Source organism: Halobacillus litoralis (assembly GCF_009856355.1).
Lineage (GTDB): Bacteria > Bacillota > Bacilli > Bacillales > Halobacillaceae > Halobacillus > Halobacillus litoralis_B.
This window is the reverse complement of the sequence record NZ_WMEW01000001.1, coordinates 191,532-207,684: the sequence shown is the minus strand read 5'-3', so window position 1 is coordinate 207,684 and position 16,153 is coordinate 191,532. Positions and strand designations below refer to the sequence as shown.

15 protein-coding genes and 1 riboswitch are annotated in these 16,153 nt (G+C 49.9%); of the genes, 13 read left to right on the top strand and 2 right to left on the bottom strand.

Annotation, left to right across the window (positions count from 1 at the left end; translation table 11 throughout):
- Window positions 1–11: 11 nt before the first annotated feature.
- Genes GLV97_RS00955 through GLV97_RS00940 form a run of 4 tightly spaced genes read left to right on the top strand, consistent with a single transcriptional unit; the run spans window position 12 to window position 5,046 of the window.
- Window positions 12–1,718, top strand: a complete 1,707-nt coding sequence (locus tag GLV97_RS00955; protein ID WP_160888744.1) for a sugar phosphorylase — start codon at window positions 12–14, stop codon at window positions 1,716–1,718.
- Window positions 1,715–2,872, top strand: a complete 1,158-nt coding sequence (locus GLV97_RS00950; protein ID WP_160888743.1) for a glycerate kinase — start codon at window positions 1,715–1,717, stop codon at window positions 2,870–2,872. Before GLV97_RS00955 ends, GLV97_RS00950 begins: the two co-directional genes overlap by 4 nt.
- A complete protein-coding gene (locus GLV97_RS00945; RefSeq protein WP_160888742.1) occupies window positions 2,869–4,494 on the top strand; it encodes a sodium:solute symporter in 1,626 nt (541 codons plus the stop codon). The genes GLV97_RS00950 and GLV97_RS00945 overlap by 4 nt, the downstream gene beginning before the upstream one ends.
- Window positions 4,495–4,506: 12 nt before the next feature.
- On the top strand, window positions 4,507–5,046 hold the full coding sequence (locus tag GLV97_RS00940; protein WP_160888741.1) for a hypothetical protein: 540 nt from the start codon (window positions 4,507–4,509) through the stop codon (window positions 5,044–5,046).
- A gap of 32 nt (window positions 5,047–5,078) precedes the next feature.
- Here the strand turns inward: GLV97_RS00940 and GLV97_RS00935 are convergent, their stop codons facing one another.
- Both GLV97_RS00935 and GLV97_RS00930 read right to left on the bottom strand, forming a co-directional pair.
- Entirely contained in the window at window positions 5,079–5,243 is a 165-nt protein-coding gene (locus GLV97_RS00935) for a hypothetical protein (protein ID WP_160888740.1), read from the bottom strand.
- Window positions 5,244–5,979: 736 nt separating this feature from the next.
- Window positions 5,980–6,843 (bottom strand): 5'-methylthioadenosine/S-adenosylhomocysteine nucleosidase, encoded by an 864-nt coding sequence (locus GLV97_RS00930; RefSeq protein ID WP_160888739.1) that lies wholly within the window; start codon window positions 6,841–6,843, stop codon window positions 5,980–5,982.
- A gap of 134 nt (window positions 6,844–6,977) precedes the next feature.
- Window positions 6,978–7,081, bottom strand: a riboswitch (purine riboswitch).
- Window positions 7,082–7,305: 224 nt separating this feature from the next.
- On the opposite strand from GLV97_RS00930, the gene GLV97_RS00925 reads away from it, so the two are divergent.
- The 9 genes from GLV97_RS00925 to GLV97_RS00885 all read left to right on the top strand — a co-directional run bounded on the left by GLV97_RS00925 (window position 7,306) and on the right by GLV97_RS00885 (window position 16,119).
- Window positions 7,306–7,914: a pyroglutamyl-peptidase I gene (locus GLV97_RS00925; protein WP_160888738.1), complete on the top strand. Its 609-nt coding sequence runs from the start codon at window positions 7,306–7,308 to the stop codon at window positions 7,912–7,914.
- Between the two features lie 404 nt (window positions 7,915–8,318).
- Window positions 8,319–8,927 carry a hypothetical protein gene (locus GLV97_RS00920; protein WP_160841816.1) on the top strand — a complete coding sequence of 203 codons (609 nt, stop codon included), beginning with the start codon at window positions 8,319–8,321 and terminating at the stop codon, window positions 8,925–8,927.
- Window positions 8,928–9,064: 137 nt separating this feature from the next.
- Window positions 9,065–9,901 carry a MurR/RpiR family transcriptional regulator gene (locus GLV97_RS00915; protein WP_160841817.1) on the top strand — a complete coding sequence of 279 codons (837 nt, stop codon included), beginning with the start codon at window positions 9,065–9,067 and terminating at the stop codon, window positions 9,899–9,901.
- Window positions 9,902–9,927: 26 nt separating this feature from the next.
- Window positions 9,928–11,304: a YjiH family protein gene (locus GLV97_RS00910; protein ID WP_160837922.1), complete on the top strand. Its 1,377-nt coding sequence runs from the start codon at window positions 9,928–9,930 to the stop codon at window positions 11,302–11,304.
- Between the two features lie 12 nt (window positions 11,305–11,316).
- Window positions 11,317–12,441, top strand: coding sequence for an amidohydrolase (locus tag GLV97_RS00905; RefSeq protein WP_160888737.1), 1,125 nt, complete (start codon window positions 11,317–11,319; stop codon window positions 12,439–12,441).
- Window positions 12,438–13,574, top strand: a complete 1,137-nt coding sequence (gene menC / locus GLV97_RS00900) for an o-succinylbenzoate synthase (RefSeq protein WP_160888736.1) — start codon at window positions 12,438–12,440, stop codon at window positions 13,572–13,574. The genes GLV97_RS00905 and menC overlap by 4 nt, the downstream gene beginning before the upstream one ends.
- Before the next feature lie 3 nt (window positions 13,575–13,577).
- Window positions 13,578–14,288, top strand: coding sequence for a GNAT family N-acetyltransferase (locus GLV97_RS00895; protein ID WP_160888735.1), 711 nt, complete (start codon window positions 13,578–13,580; stop codon window positions 14,286–14,288).
- A gap of 118 nt (window positions 14,289–14,406) precedes the next feature.
- Complete coding sequence (locus tag GLV97_RS00890; RefSeq protein WP_160888734.1) at window positions 14,407–15,768, top strand: hypothetical protein; 1,362 nt, start codon at window positions 14,407–14,409, stop codon at window positions 15,766–15,768.
- A 195-nt stretch (window positions 15,769–15,963) separates the two neighbouring features.
- Entirely contained in the window at window positions 15,964–16,119 is a 156-nt protein-coding gene (locus tag GLV97_RS00885) for a hypothetical protein (protein ID WP_160888733.1), read from the top strand.
- Window positions 16,120–16,153: the final 34 nt, after the last annotated feature.

Genomic DNA, 16,153 nt, shown 5'->3' with positions numbered 1-16,153 from the left:
GAGGGGACAAAATGACTCAAACGGCTGTCGATCAAATTAAACAGAACCTTTATGACGTATATGGAAATGAAAAGGGAGAGCGTCTTTACCGGAAAACGCTTGATATTATAGATACCTATAAGCAGAAGCCCCAGACGAAGGACTGGGTGGATGAGCGCGATGTGATGCTGATTACGTACGGAGATTCCATCAAGCAGGAAGGGGAAAACCCGCTCACAACGCTGAAGCAGTTTCTGCAGGAGTATGTCGGGCAGACCATCAATTCCGTTCACATTCTTCCGTTTTACCCGTTCACATCCGATGACGGCTTTTCTGTCCAGGACTACATGGAGGTCAACCCGGAGCTTGGTGACTGGGGGAACATACACGAGTTGTCTGAGGACTATGACTTGATGTTTGATGCGGTCATCAATCATATTTCAAGAAAAAGTAATTGGTTCCAAAATTACCTAAAAGGGGAAGAGGAATACCAGGATTACTTTGTGGAATCCGATCCTTCGCTTGATTATAGTTCCGTTGTCCGTCCAAGAGCTCTTCCGCTGTTAACCAAAGTGGAGCACGACGAAGGGACAAAATATGTCTGGACCACGTTCAGTGATGATCAAATTGATTTGAATTACGAAAGTGAGGCGTTATTCGCAGAGGTGCTTCAAATTCTTGCCGCGTACGTTCAGCACGGAGCGCGCTATCTGCGTCTGGATGCCATCGGCTTCTTGTGGAAGCGTCTGGGCACGACGAGCATCCACCTTGAGGAAACGCACAAGATTGTCCAAGTGATGCGGCACGTCCTGGAGGAAATCTCCCCGGGTACGATCGTGATTACGGAAACCAATGTGCCGCACAAGGATAACATCAGCTACTTCGGGAGCGGGCATAATGAAGCGCACATGGTCTATCAATTCCCGCTGCCTCCATTAACGCTGCACTCGTTTGTTTCTGGAAATGCCCGTCATTTATCCGAGTGGGCTGATGCCCTGGAAGACACGAGTGACCACACATCATTCTTTAATTTCCTGGCATCCCACGACGGTGTCGGACTCCGTCCTGTGGAAGGGATATTGAATGAAGGGGAAGTACAGAGTCTTGCTGATCGTGCGAAGGAACAGGGAGGATTCGTTTCCTACAAAGATAATGGAGACGGTACAAAGAGTCCATATGAACTGAATATCAACTATTTAAGTGCGTTGACGAAACCGGAGGAAGCGCCGCAGGAAGCGGTCGACCGTTTCCTTGCTGCGCAGACGATCCTTCTTTCTGTCAAAGGTGTTCCCGGCATTTATGTTCATAGTCTGCTCGGGTCACTGAATGACTTAGCAGGAGTCGAAGCGACAGGAAGGAACCGTTCCATCAACCGGGAGAAGCTGGAGGCGGACCAGCTCAAGAAAGACCTGGATACGGAAGGAACGCTGCGAAACCGGGTGTTCACGACGTTAATGGACAGAATCGAACGTCGCAAACAGCATAAGGCCTTCCATCCGAACGCCAGGCAGGATGTATTGTTCCTGGATGACCGGTTGTTTACTATCGTCCGCGGCGGTGAGCTCGTTTCGATTGTGAACGTATCCGAAGAAACTGTTGAAGTAGATCCGGAAGAGTTTCAGGACCAATTGAAATCAGGAACCTTGTTGGATGCTTTAAGCGGCGTCCCGTATTCGACGGAAGAAAACATTACAGTCCAGCCTTACGGAGCGCTGTGGCTGAAGGCGGGAGAACAATGAAAATCATAGTAGCGCCCGATTCTTTTAAAGGATCGATGAGCAGTGCAGAAGCCTGTGAAGCGGTGAAGCAGGGACTTCAAGCAGGCAGTTCCACGGTCGATGTTCAATCCATTCCGATGGCGGATGGCGGGGAAGGGACCGTTGAAGCATTGATGCAGATGTTTGATGGAGAACTCATAGAAGAAACCGTTCATGATCCATTAGGAAGAACAATGACCGCCTCTTATGGATGGATTCCGGAGGAGCGGATGGCTGTGATTGAAACAGCTTCCGCTTCCGGTCTTCCTCTTTTGAACGAAGCAGAAAGAAACCCTCTTCAAGCGTCTACCTACGGAACCGGGGAACTGGCAGAAGCGGCAATTGAAAAAGGAGCGGAAACGATCATCCTCGGTCTTGGCGGAAGTGCCACCGTAGATGCCGGGAGTGGTTTCTTCCAGGCGCTGGGCGTTCAGTACGTCGATGAGGACGGAAATGAGCTGCACATGAATGGCAGGGAGCTTGGAAGTGTAGCGGACGTCAAGACAGATGCCTTCAAGCAGAGGGTGAAAGGTGTGGAATGGCGGATTGCCTCGGATGTTTCCAATCCACTGCTTGGCAAAGAAGGCGCGGTAACGATTTTCGGTCCGCAGAAAGGCGCCGGTGAATCGTGCCTGGCTGAACTGGAGGCAGGCATGGCAAGGTATGCAGCGGTGATTGAACAGCATACCGGAAGGACCGCCCGTGACAAACATGGAAGCGGTGCGGCTGGAGGCTTCGGTTTTTCTTTATTCAGCCTGCTTGATGAGTACCATGTGGAGAGCGGCTTTGAAATGATTGCAGAACTCGGGAAGCTGGAGGAGCAGATTGCCGGAGCGGATCTTGTGATCACCGGTGAAGGGAAAGTCGATGCCCAGTCGCTTTACGGCAAAGGCCCGATCGGTCTTTCGAGACTTGCGAAAAAGCATCAGGTGCCGTGTGTCGCTTTTGCCGGCATGGTGGAAGGAGACTTGTCGGAAGCGGAAAACGAAGGGCTTCTGGCCGTGCTTCCGATTGTAGACAAGCCGATGACATTAAAGGACGCTGTCGGACAAGGGCCTGAGCTGCTGAAGCATGCGGCCCGCCGGTTTATGGATGTCTATACGTTAGATCAACGAAATGGGGAGAGGACAAAATGAGCAGTTTTACAGTCATTGATTACATCATTTTTGTCGTATATGTACTTGGAACCGCTTTTATCGGAGCAGCTTTCGGGAAGAACCAGAAGTCGACAAAAGACTATTTCCTTGGCGGAAGAAGCATCCCGTGGTGGGCCATCGGTCTGTCGGTCATGGCGACTCAGGCCAGTGCCATCACGTTTATCGGGGCCCCGGGATGGGGCTATGACGGAGGGCTGACGCGGATCATCACGTTCATTAACGTGCCGCTTGCCATGGCCTTCCTCATTGCGACGATCGTTCCGTTTTTCTATAAAACGGAAGTCTATACGGCCTATGAATATCTGGAACGCCGGTTTGATGTGAAAACGCGTACATTAACCGCCGGGCTGTTTCTGATTGCCCGTGGTCTGGCGACAGGGGTTGTCTTGTATGCGCCCGCGCTTGTGTTGTCGGTCATTACTGGGATCGACGTCAATATTATGATCATCCTCATGGCCGTAATCGCCGTTTCTTATACAGTCCTCGGCGGTATCAGTGCCGTCATCTGGACGGACGTCATTCAAATGGTCGTTCTCTGGATCGGGGCCGGACTGAGTGTCTTCATCATCTTCCAGGATGTTCCCGGTGGATGGGGAGAGGTCATGTCGACAGCGTCCCAGACCGGCATGCTGGAATCGATTGATTTCTCTACAGATCTGAGCGTGGAATACAGCATCTGGGCCGGTGTGATCGGTGGTTTCTTCCTGCATGCGGCCTACTTTGGAACCGATCAAAGTCAGATCCAGCGTGTGCTGACGAGTAAATCGATTCGTGAAAGTAAGCTGTCTCTTGTGCTGAGTGGTGTCCTGTTGATTCCGCAGATGCTGTTGTTCCTGCTTATTGGTGTACTGCTGTACATTTTCTATCAATACGCAGGAGATCCGAACATCAACAACTTGAACGAATTGTTCCCGCGTTTTGTTGTGAATGAGCTTCCGGTCGGTATCTCCGGATTGATCATTGCCGGCGTATTCGCTGCAGCGATGTCCAGCCTGGACTCTGCGCTGAACTCCTTGTCTGCCGTATCTGTGCGTGACTTTTACAGCAAATTCATGAAGAAAAACCAATCTGAAGAGCATTACTTGAAAGCCTCCCGTTATGCGACGGTGTTCTGGGGGATCTATGCAACGATCTTTGCCTTCTTTGCCGGTAACCTTGGACCGGTGATCGAAGCGGTCAACCAGATTGGTTCCTACTTCTACGGTGCACTGCTCGGGGTTTTCATCCTGGCGATCTTCATTAAGCGTGTCAACGGAACAGGTGCCTTTGCCGGTGTCATTGCCGGAATGCTTGCAGTGTGGGCGGTGAACGTTTTTGCGGAAATATCCTGGTTGTACAACAATCTAGTCGGTGCTGTCGTGGCTGTTGCGGCCGGTTATGCGGTCAGCCTCTTATCGAAAGCGCCTCCAAAGGAAAAGCTGGAAGGTCTGACGATCGACCGGACGAAGAAAGACGTTCAGGAAACCTTGCAGGATCGTGCGGAAGCTGCGGCCTCTGTGGAGGAAGTGGAAGAAGAGAAGAAAACGAAAAGATGGCCGATCTACCTTGTCCTTTATTTCTTCGTCGTCTTTGCGTTCCTGATGTATCTGCAGAATTTATAAGGAGGAAAATCCATGACTCACTATCTTCAACCTGTCATTGAAAAAGAAGAAGCCGTCCAAAAAATGTCCGGGCAGATTCATACAGGCTTATGGAAGAAGCTCAGGAAAACGAAGCAGCTGACCTCCATGGAGCAGGTGTACATTCCCTTTTACTGCTTTGATTATAAAGCGGTCACTCACTCGCTGCCCGACGGTCTGGAGGGCCGGATGGCAATCGAGCCGTTAAGCCGCATGAGTGCGATCTTACCCGTGGATCTTCCTTTGGAAGAAAGCAGCCGGAGCTTCTGGCCGGTGCAGGGAGAAGTGTCGAAGCAGAAAGCTCGTGAAGTGCTGTACTGGGAAATGTTCTCGAAGGAAAAGCGGCGCGAGAAAATCAAGGTGGAGATTGTGAACCGTTTTGTCGTCTATGTGCCGTACTGGCTCGGTTATATCAAAGACGGAAAAGGCTACGATGTGCTGGCTCTGGATGGATTGAACGGGAAAGTGGATGTTCCGATTAAAGATACGGTGTTGAGCTATGTTTGTGGACACGATGAAGTGAATATGGGGTAAAGGAAAGGCAGCTCATGGAAGAGCTGCCTTTCCTACTGTGGAAAAAGCAGCTGCTTTCCATTAGAGGGAGCGTTAAAAGCCACGTTTCGCTTATCGGTGGATGACTGCCGCGGGCACGGGTCGAAGATCCACTTGGTCAGGAAGACCGCCTGCCCAAGTGGATCTTCGACCCGTGCTGTTCCCGCAGGCGTCACCACCGAACACTCCACGTGACTGCTCTAAATCAAAAAAGGTCCTCCTCCTATTCTTACCAATGGTCTATTCACGTGCGTGGGCAGACGTTGACAATCCAACACGATAGGAAGGTTGTAATCTTGAGATACGTTGTATGAATGGTAGCAGCTCCTGGAAAAACACTGGGTGTTTATACAAGCTGAAAGGCAGCTCGTGAAAAGCTGCCTTGGGCTGAAGAAAAAGTTTGTGTTAACCAGTTAGAGCTGTCCATTTGTCGTGTTGAGAGGGCACGTTCCGCTTATCGGTGGATGACTGCCGCGGGCATCACCACCGATAAGCGGAACGTGCCAACGGTAGAATATATCGAAGAGAGCTTGTGCCCTGCCCAGGTTCGCACACTCAAAAGAACGGTCCGGGCTGCGTTGTTGACGCTTGCAAAAGAAAAAGGGAAAGAACAGGCGCTGAGGACGGATGCCGGAATATGAAAAAGACGGCCCGCCATCCATCAAGGGTGAGGTGGGTGAAGGGGAGTCTTTTTCGATTTTAAAGAAGTCCTAAGGAGCGGTGCCCCTTCCACTCCTGCGGAAGAACGAGTGGTCCGAGATCGCCGAGCGTGGGTTTTGCGAGGAAGCTCGGGCGCTCGTCCGCGGAAAGGGAAGGGGCTTACGCTCCCGGCGGTAAGAAAGAAAAAAGCTTGTAAAGAAACAGGGGTTTCTCTACAAGCTGAGGCAGCTCGTGAAGAGCTGCCTTTTGGTTTCATTATTTCGTCTTGATGTATTCCTTAACGACTTCATAGACATAGTCCTGGTTGGAAGCGGCGGTTTCTGGATTGTATTCGCCGCCGTTGGTCTTGTTGTTGGAGAGGATGCGGATGCCGAGGTACGGCGTATCATAGGCTTTGGCGATCTGGGCACCGGCCGCTCCTTCCATTTCTTCTACGCTTGAACCGAAGTTCTCATGGAACCATTGAATACGGTCGACTTCATTGTTCCAAACATCTGCGGAGCCAATGGTACCTTCTACGACTTTCCCTTCCTTGTGCGTTTCCTTCACCGCTTGGGCTGCTTCCAGAAGGTCTTTATCTCCTTCAAAGTAGCGGATGTTTTCGGCATCCGGATCTTCCCCGGCACTTCCTTCAGACGCCATCAAGTCCATTGGAATCCACTCGGTCGGCGTGATGCCTTCTCCGTCTTCACGGTTTCCTGTCTTCAGGGAACCAAGGTTGACGGTCCGTTCCCCAAGAACGATATCAAAGACGTTCAAATCCGGATCATGTCCGCCGGAGGTCCCTTGGTTAATGATGGCTGCCGGGTTGAATTTTTCGATGGCTAAGGCGGTTGCGGCTGCCGTATTTTCCATACCTTTTCCTGTTTTCATGACGATGACAGGGTAGTCATCCACCGTCCCTTTATAAAAAACAAACGTACCGGATTCTTCCTCTTCCACGTTTTCCAGGCGCTCCGCAAAGTTTTCCGCTTCAATCGGCATCGGGCCCTGGATAAGGATAGGCTGTTGGTTTTCTTCTTCTGCGCTCGCTTCTGTGGCCGGTTCGCTGGTGCTGCATCCTGCTAATAAAAGGATGAAAAGAAGTGCAGAAGTAAGTGTGCGTGTCAGGTAAGACATAGGTGAAAAACTCCTTTGATGTTGTTATCCCCCATAATGCCGCCTCTAAATAAAAATGCCTGAAAGCAGAAAATGGGTTCTACCTTCAGACATTAAAGTTCACATATACAACTGGACTGTGCCAATGGGGACACAGGTGTACATATGTAACTCGTAGTCCGGTTCTTATGATGGGAACCAGGTAGAGACGCTCAGACCGTATTACTGAAAATATACGAGTACGTTATGAAGTTGGATACGGGTTTACTATAACAGATGACACCTACCATCACAACCAATAAACGAACAATATTTTATAATTTTATAAAATCGTTCGTTTATCAGTTTATTTCAATAGGGTTACAGTTGATATTAAAATTGTTATGGATTTTTTGCAGGTTTAAGGGTTTCTTCGTACGGGCAGAGGGAAATGTTATATATGGATAAAATTACCTTTAGTGCTGAACGAAAGGGGATGAACCTATGCCGACACTTTTACTCACTGGCTTCGAACCATTTCTCAACTTTCCTATCAATCCAACGGAACAAATTGTCCACCAGCTTCATGGCCGCCGGATCAACGGATATCACGTGGAAGGACGTATCCTGCCTGTCGATTATCAGACAGCCGGAGAGGAAGTTCTATCTCATGTCGAAGATGTCCAGCCGGATATCGTCATCTGCCTCGGACTTGCAGCGGGGAGGCATACGATCACTCCGGAACGGATTGCAGTCAACTGCAATGAAAGCAGTGAAAAAGATAACCGAGGAAATATGCCGGAGGGGGAACCGATTCATGACGGTGGGCCTGATGGCCTGTTTTCGTCACTGCCGATTCGAAGATTCATGAAAGTCCTCCATGAGAACGGATATCCGGCAGAAATTTCGAATACGGCCGGGACGTATGTATGCAACCATGTCATGTATCAGGTCCTCTATCATTTTCAAAAGAAAGGCGAACCGGTTCCTTCCGGGTTTATTCACCTCCCTGCCTCTCATGAACTGGCTGTGCAGCATGGGAAGCTTCCGAGCTGGCCGCAGCAGGATTTAACGGAGGCGGTCGAATGTGTCATTCAATCGATCGACTCTTAATAAAAAGGCTCTGTTATGGGTTGGTGTTGTTATTTAACATGTAAGGTCCTATCACCCCTTTCTGTCATGGATTTGTATGAGGCGGCCTTGGGAATGACTCCCTTTCCGTGGGGTATCGTTCCCCGCGGAAAGCGGACGGTTTTCCCTGCCATCCCATGCTCTGAGTAAACAACGGACCGGCCCCTTAATTCCAGACGGAGACGATTTAGTAATCGTTTGAAATATCAACAACCGACTTTAACAGAGCCAATAAAAAAAGGATGCTTCTTTCCTGCCAAAGAAGCATCCTTTTTTACATAAGACGGACCTTCGTAAAAGAAGCGGGTCCTTTTGTGTCAGGAATGGTTGATGTAAAATCAATACAAGAGATAGACAAGTCATGTGGATGTCAGGAGGGAAAGCAAATGAAACGGCGGCGTTCCTTGTTTTTCATATTGTGGATGCTTTTCATCTTATACGCAGTCTTCACTGCTCCGGATGGGAACGAAGGTTATCTTACCCAGCTGATCCAAATGGATGACCCTGATCCTATGCTTCTCATGGTCTTCAGTTTTTTAGGCATCTATCCGTTGGCTTTCGCGGCTTTTCTCCTTGGGGAGGATGACGACCGTGTGCCTGTATGGCCTTTTGTGATCGGCTCCTTTATGCTTGGAGCTTTTGCCTTGATGCCTTATTTCTTCTTAGCTGGAAATGGTTCGGATCGAAAGGTAAGGACGCCTGGATGGATCATTCGCGTGCTTCGTTCGAAAGTTCTTCTTTTGATCATGAGCCTTGGAACAGCGGCTCTTTTCCTCTATGGAATGACCGCGGGTCGTCCGGATGAATACGGGAATGCTTTTCGAGTGTCGCAGTTCGTTCATGTGATGACGATTGATTTCTTTGTGCTGACGGCATTGTCTGTGTACGCCATCTACTGGCGGGAGCGGAAGTATGGAAGAGAGAATCAAAAGCATTGGACCGGGTGTCTCCCGATTATAGGGATGCTTGCTTACTTGGTAAGGGTCCGCTCATAAGAAAAATAAAGCTGTTCCTCTAAATGGAGGAGCAGCTTTATTATTGAATTTTCTAATAATGATTGATGTGAAGGAGAAAATACGGTAGATTAATAGAAACGAAGGAAAAACTTCATTGCGGAGAAAGGAGGAGAAGAATGGATGACTCCATCCTGCAGACGATTAAAACGTATTATCCATCCCTCTCGCAGGGACAGAAAAAGGTGGCTTCCTATCTCATCGATCATAAAGAGGAAGGGGCCATTATGACGGCCTCGAAATTGGGAAGGAAAGTCGGTGTCAGTGAAACGACGGTGATCCGTCTGGCGCATGTTCTCGGCTTCCACGGGTACTCGCATATGCAGGACGCCATCCGTTCGAATTGGCTGCAGTCCTCTCAATCTCCCTCGTTGGGGGAAGCGGTCAAGGAGGTAGATCGATTCTATCAAGTGGCTGAGCAGGAAAAGAGAGTGTTCTCCCATATGATGGATCAGCTCAATCCGGATGAACTGCGGAAAGCGGCGGATTATATGATGAACGCGGACCGGGTGTTTATTGGTGGATTCGGTGGATCCTATGCGGCAGCGTACTGGTTTTATTATGCCTTAAGGCAGCTTAGAGAGCGTGTCATGCTGTCCAGCTCGGAGGGGCTTATGCCTGAGGATATGGTGGATATGAACGAGCGTTCCACCGTCATTATTTTTTCTTTCCCGAGATATCGGAGAGAAGGAAAAGAACTGGTCGATGCAGCCCGTAAAGCCGGGGCATCCATCATTGCCTTCACAGATAAGCCTTTATCACCAGTGGGGCGTGAAGCCGATGTAACCATTACGACGGAAGAGCGCATGGATACGGATTATCATTCCATTGCGGGTGCTGTCAGCGTTTCAGAAATGGTTATCCAGACGGCTGCTGGCAAGTACGGGGACCAGGTGCAGGCGAGGCAGCAGAAAATTGAGCTGATGTATGCAGAGCAGGGGATGTTTTTGGAGTAGGCAGCGAATAAAAAGGAGTGGGGATTATGCAGGGAGAGTTTCAATCGGCGAATGTTACAGAGAAAACCTATACGAAGAAGGATTACTGGAAATTTATACTGCCGTCTTTATTCGGTCTTTTATTTTTTATTATTCCTATCAATACAGAATCAGGGATGACGGTTCCGGTAGCTTATTTTGCCAACAGCATCAACGGTGCTCTCGGGGCCTATATCCCGTCCTTTACAGTCGCGGTCATCACGCTTTCGGTCCTCGGTTCAATCACAGCCCGGGGAATGAAGCCTGGGTGGATCATGAATTCCGCCTATTTGAAGAACCTTTTTTACGTGAGTAACAACTGGCTGCTCACACGGACGGCCGGGATGGTTTTCGGGTGGATGGTGCTGCTTGCTCTAGGCCCGGACTTTCTCGTTTCTGATGTGACCGGTGGACTGCTGTTGAATGACCTTCTGCCTGTTTTGTTTACCACGTTTCTTTTAGCGGGATTCCTCCTGCCTCTGCTTCTCAACTTCGGTCTTCTGGAATTTGTCGGGGCTCTGCTGATGAAAGTGATGCGCCCGTCCTTTACCCTGCCTGGACGTTCATCCCTGGACTGTCTGGCTTCCTGGGTCGGAGATGGGACGATCGGGGTTCTTTTAACTTCTAAACAATATGAAGAAGGCTATTATACGAAGCGGGAATCCGCCGTTGTAGCCACGACGTTTTCTATTGTTTCCATCACGTTTACGATTGTTGTCATCACTTATTTGAATATGGAGGCGTACTTCCTGCCTTACTATGCGACGATTATCATTGCCGGCCTGGCCGCTGCGATCATCATGCCGCGGATCCCACCGCTGTCAAGAAAATCGGATGATACGTATGAAGGCGCTGAAAGAAGAACAGAGGAACTGATTCCGTCCGGCGTTTCTGTCGTCAAATGGGGAAAAGGCCAGGCTCTTGAAAAAGCACGGCACAGCGGAGGAGCGAAGGCCACGATGAAAGAAGGCCTGCAGAATGTGCTGGATATGTGGATTGGCGTTATGCCTGTCGTGATGGCCATTGGTACGGTGGCGGTTGTCATTGCAGAATTCACTTCGTTCTTCACGATTATCGGAAAGCCGTTTGAATGGCTTCTTGTGGCCATGCAGGTACCTGAGGCAGGAGCCGCCGGCCAGACGATGGTCGTCGGATTTGCCGATATGTTCCTGCCTGCTGTTATCGGAAGCGGGATTGAGAGTGAAATGACCCGCTTCATTATCGCTTCGGTTTCTGTTACCCAGCTTGTCTATATGTCGGAAATGGGCGGACTTCTGCTTGGATCGAAGCTTCCGGTAAGCTTCAAAGATCTAGTGTTTATTTTTCTATTACGTACCCTCATTACACTGCCGATTGTTGTCGGTATAGCTCATCTTATTTTTTAGGAGGAATGCATCGTGAGTCAGCATCAGGATGATCTGATACAAACGTACGAAGCGCTCCACGCTCTTGCGGAGCCGAGCGGGAAAGAAGAGAAAACCTCCCATTATTTACAAAGCCGGCTGAAGGATGCCGGCTATCACGTGCACAGCTTCGCCCGCCACTATGGGTTTTACGTGGATTATCCCGGCGGGACAGAGGGAGTCATTGCGTTGAGGGCGGATATGGACGCGCTCGTTCAGGAAGTGGACGGCGAAGTCCGCCCGAACCACTCGTGTGGTCATGACGGACACAGTACAATGGTGCTTCATACAGCATTAAAGCTTGCGGAATCCGGTGAAAAGCCACATCATACGGTCCGTTTCATCTTTCAGCCCGCAGAAGAAACAGCCGCCGGCGCTCTGCAGATGATGGAAAGCGGGGCGCTTGCGAACGTGAAATTCCTAGGGGGCATCCATCTGCGTCCGGAACAGGAAGTACCCGATGGGAAGGCAGCCCCCGTGATTCTGCACGGGGCGATTATTACATTGAAGGTAACGATCAAAGGTGTGCCGGCTCATGCGGCCCGTCCGGAGTTTGCCAACAATCCGATTGAAGCCGCCGGCCGGCTCATGTCGGCCCTGAGAAGCGTGCACGTGGATCATCCGTATTCCTTAAAGCCTACAGAACTGCATTCCGGGGAAGCGGCGAACCTCATTCCGGAAACAGCGAGAATGACGTTCGATATCCGCTCGGTTTCCAACGATGGGCTGGAGGAGCTGATTGACCAGACGAAAGCAGTGATCGAACAGGTGGAAGAGGAAACAGGAACATCAATCAAATCGGAGTGGGTGGAATTTTCTCCTGCAGCGGTTCAAAACGATCAGGCCGTCCAGCTCGCAGCAAAAGCGGTTGTGAAGGCCCGTTCCGAGGAAGCGCTGGCACCTGCGTGTGTTTCACCGGGAGCCGAGGATTTTCATTTTTACACGTACCACAACAAAGGTTTGTCGGCGACGATGATCGGACTTGGCTGCGGCCTGGCACCCGGGCTTCACCATCCGGCTATGGATTTTAACAAACAGGCTTTACACACAGGACGGGATATTTTATATGAAATGCTGTGGCAGGCCGATCAAGTGGACTGGAAGGAGGGGACTCAATGAATATTGAAAAAGTGATCCTCCGTCAGATTAAAATGGATCTCCTTCACCCTTTTACGACAAGTGTCGGAACCGAATATGATAAGGACGTCATCCTTGTGGAAGTTCAGTCTTCCAACGGTCATTCCGGATGGGCGGAGTCTGTGTCCATCAATGAACCGATTTATAATGAAGAAACGATTGATACCAACTGGCCGATGCTTCGGAAGTTTCTCCTTCCCGAACTGTTGAAAGCACCGATCGCTCATCCGAGTGAAGTTTCGCAGCGTTTCCAGTCCATCCGCGGTCAGTTCAACGCAAAGGCTGCCGTGGAACAGGCGGTCTGGGATTTATACGCGAAAGAACAAGGCCGTCCGCTGGCAGAAGTGCTCGGTGGTACGAAGTCATCCATTGATGTCGGCGTCAGTATCGGGATTACGGAAAATGAAGACGCCCTGCTTGAAAAAATAGCCGGTTATGTAGAGGAAGGGTATAAGCGCATCAAGGTAAAAATCAAGCCCGGGTGGGATGTAGAACTGCTCCGTGCCGTCCGCCGCCGTTTTCCCGATCTTGAAATGATGGCGGACGCCAACTGCGCCTATACGCTGGATGACATCCCCCGGCTCAAGCAGCTGGATGAGCTGAACCTGACAATGATTGAACAGCCGCTGGCTCATGACGATATTATTGATCATGCGGCACTGCAGAAGCACTTGAATACACCGATCTGTCTCGATGAGAGTCTGCACTCCTATGACGATGTACGGAAAGCCATTGAGCTTGGCAGCTGCCGGATCGTCAACTTGAAGATCGGACGTGTCGGAGGCCTGCAGGAAACGCTGAACATTCATAAACTCTGTCAGGACCATCACATTCCTATGTGGTGCGGGGGTATGCTGGAAACCGGCATCGGACGGGCTCATAACATCGCCGTCACAGCTCTGCCGCAGTTCCTTTATCCAGGAGATACAGCCCCGTCCAGTCATTATTGGGAGCGTGACATCATCCAGCCGGAGGTGCGTATGAACCGGGGGGAAATACCAGTACCGGACAAGCCGGGCATCGGCTTTGAGCCGGATACCGGCTATATTGAACAATTAACGAGCCGTAAAGAAACGTTTCGTCCCAAGGACAGGGCTGTACTACAGCAGGATTAGAAAGTGGGGAAAGGTATGATTGCCGAAGGCCGATTGCGCCATCAACAAACAGGACAGGAAGAGACCTATACCGTCCATGTCCTTTCTATAGAGGCTTTGGAAGAACTGCAGGCGATGCAGTGGAAAGTGGAGGGGCACGTCAGCGATCCATCTACGCTTCAACCGCTCAGTGAAGAAGAATTTACGAACATTCTAAAAGGAGAAGGACTGCTGATCGGTGTCTACGCCGGACAGACCCTTGCCGCCTTCCGGGCGTTATGGTATCCCGGACACCACATCGAAAACCTGGGACGTGACACAGGTCTTCCGGAATCGGAATGGGAGCAGGTTGTCCATCAGGAGATTTCCTGCGTGCTGCCGGAATATAGAGGGAACGGCCTTCAGAAGAAAATGGGCGTCTGGATTATGGATGCGTTCCAACAGAGCAGCCATGATAAAACACATCTCTTCTGTACGGTTCACCCTGACAATCCGGGGAGTCTGAAAGACAAATTTTCCCAGGGAATGGTCATCGCCGCGGTGAAGGAAAAGTATGCCGGTATGCTCCGCTATATTTTCTACCGTCCGGTTTCCAGTCCCGTCCACTGGGATGAGTCTACAGCCGTAACCGTTCGGCAGAGAGACTACGATGAACAAAAATCTTTGATTGAGAATGGATATGTAGGCGTGCAGTGGCACCCTTCCACCCTTCTCTTCGCGAAAAAACAGCCATAACAGAAGGGTGATAACGTGTCCGGCGTTGTCACCTTTTTTGAGCTTTAGGATTGAAAAAAGTTCCATTCCTCTATAGGATGAGATCATTGGATACGCTACCATAGTGAGGAGAATAACTGTGCGCCATTGGTCGAATTATTTATACCTATTCTACTCGTTTGTCTTTTTACTGAATGTCCTGCATACGTTCTGGGCAGACGAAACTTTGTACATAATCATCGGATTCCTGGGGATGGTGATGACGGCCGTCAGTTTCCCAAGGTCGGACCGCGTCTTTAAAATTTTAGGAACCGTGCTGCTGACAGCCGGCGGCTTTTTCTACTTTTCCAGTGATGCGGTGCTGTCTGATATTCCCCGGTTCTTTGCCGGAAATATCAGTCTCCTTCTGCTCATTTCCATGCTGCCGTGGATGAATAGTGTCGTAAAGGCAGGGCGGTATAACAAGCTGCTTCAGTCGCTGATCGGAGGAGGGAATCAGAGCTTAAGCGGATTGTACGCGCGAAGTGAAGTCACCATGGTTTCTCTTGCGGCCTTCTTGAACCTTTCTTCCGCTGCGGTTTCACAGGATCTTCTGAAGGAAAAATTGAAGCAGATGAACACAAAAATGAAGAATAACTTCATTTTGATGGTTACGCTGCGGGGCTATTCGCTCGCTCTTTTATGGAGCCCGCTGGAGATTCTGCTGGCCACATCGATCTTTATTACCGGAGCTGACTATCTTCAAGTGCTGCCGTGGATGCTTGTGATTTCCGTGATTGGCATTGCTCTTGACTCATTTGCAGCGAAATTCATGTACCGCGGTGAATCGATTCCAGAAGACCGGACGGGCGCAGCTCCCTTGAACAAACGGAAGTTCATTCAGTTTATTGCTGCCCTCGTGTTGTTCTTGTGCCTGGTGGTTTTCCTCGGAAATGTCGTCCAGCTTGATTTTCTATTTTCCGTCACGATTGCTATTTTTCCGTTTGCCTTTGTCTGGTCGCTGCTGATTAAGCGCAGGCGCAGCTTCATGAATATTGGATGGCCGACGTGGAGATGGAAAACGAACCGGCTTGATAATTTCATCGTCCTCCTGTTGACCTTGTCGTTCCTGACTAAGACATTGAATGCCTCTCCTTACCTCCAGTACTTACAGGACCCTTTGATTGCTATGGAGGGGCAGCCGGTTTTCATTATGCTGTTTATCCAGGCTGCGTTCTTAGTGATGACCCTGCTCGGTGTCCACCCCATCGCTACGATGGGGATCTTTGGAGGAGTCAGCGGCCTTTTGACCAGTGCATTTCCGCCAGTGACCCTGACCATTCTGCTTTCGGCCTGTGCGATTGCGACCGTCCCGTCAGCCCCTTACGGCTTGATTGTGACCTTGACGTCTGTGGCTCTGAAGGTGAACCCTTATCAGATTGTGCTGCGGAACCTTCCCTACAGCATAGGGCTTGGTTTTGTCGGTATCGCTGTCGCTCTATTCTCGATGTGGATCTATTAATCTTGCAGAACCCCCATTCAATTGGGGGTTTTTTACATGGTTAATTTTTGTGGGAATGGGGTATCTATCTTTTGTCGAACGATTATAGTTGCAAATTTCGTCATGATTTAACATAATTTTTACAAAGTAATGTTTCTAGTAATGGACTTTTTAAGACGACTGGTGAACAAGTAAAAAGAAAGAGGGGACATTCATATGAGAGAAGATATGGTCCGAGTGTTAGATCAGAGAGATATCCTTGTGAAGGAAAATGAAAAACTGCAGCAGCAGCTGGAAGAAGAGCGTCAGAAAGTAGCCGCGCTGGAGGAAAAGCTGCAGCAGGATCATCTGCTTTCTAAAAGCGGTGCTTAAGTATAGGTGATACAGGAAGATTCCCGGGGTTGTT

Bases quoted from the DNA above. Each gene is read 5' to 3' on its own strand.
- GLV97_RS00955 (WP_160888744.1), top strand. From the start codon at position 12: ATGACTCAAACGGCTGTCGATCAAATTAAACAGAACCTTTATGACGTA.
- GLV97_RS00950 (WP_160888743.1), top strand. From the start codon at position 1,715: ATGAAAATCATAGTAGCGCCCGATTCTTTTAAAGGATCGATGAGCAGT.
- GLV97_RS00945 (WP_160888742.1), top strand. From the start codon at position 2,869: ATGAGCAGTTTTACAGTCATTGATTACATCATTTTTGTCGTATATGTA.
- GLV97_RS00940 (WP_160888741.1), top strand. From the start codon at position 4,507: ATGACTCACTATCTTCAACCTGTCATTGAAAAAGAAGAAGCCGTCCAA.
- GLV97_RS00930 (WP_160888739.1), bottom strand. From the start codon at position 6,843: ATGTCTTACCTGACACGCACACTTACTTCTGCACTTCTTTTCATCCTT.
- GLV97_RS00925 (WP_160888738.1), top strand. From the start codon at position 7,306: ATGCCGACACTTTTACTCACTGGCTTCGAACCATTTCTCAACTTTCCT.
- GLV97_RS00920 (WP_160841816.1), top strand. From the start codon at position 8,319: ATGAAACGGCGGCGTTCCTTGTTTTTCATATTGTGGATGCTTTTCATC.
- GLV97_RS00915 (WP_160841817.1), top strand. From the start codon at position 9,065: ATGGATGACTCCATCCTGCAGACGATTAAAACGTATTATCCATCCCTC.
- GLV97_RS00910 (WP_160837922.1), top strand. From the start codon at position 9,928: ATGCAGGGAGAGTTTCAATCGGCGAATGTTACAGAGAAAACCTATACG.
- menC (WP_160888736.1), top strand. From the start codon at position 12,438: ATGAATATTGAAAAAGTGATCCTCCGTCAGATTAAAATGGATCTCCTT.
- GLV97_RS00885 (WP_160888733.1), top strand. From the start codon at position 15,964: ATGAGAGAAGATATGGTCCGAGTGTTAGATCAGAGAGATATCCTTGTG.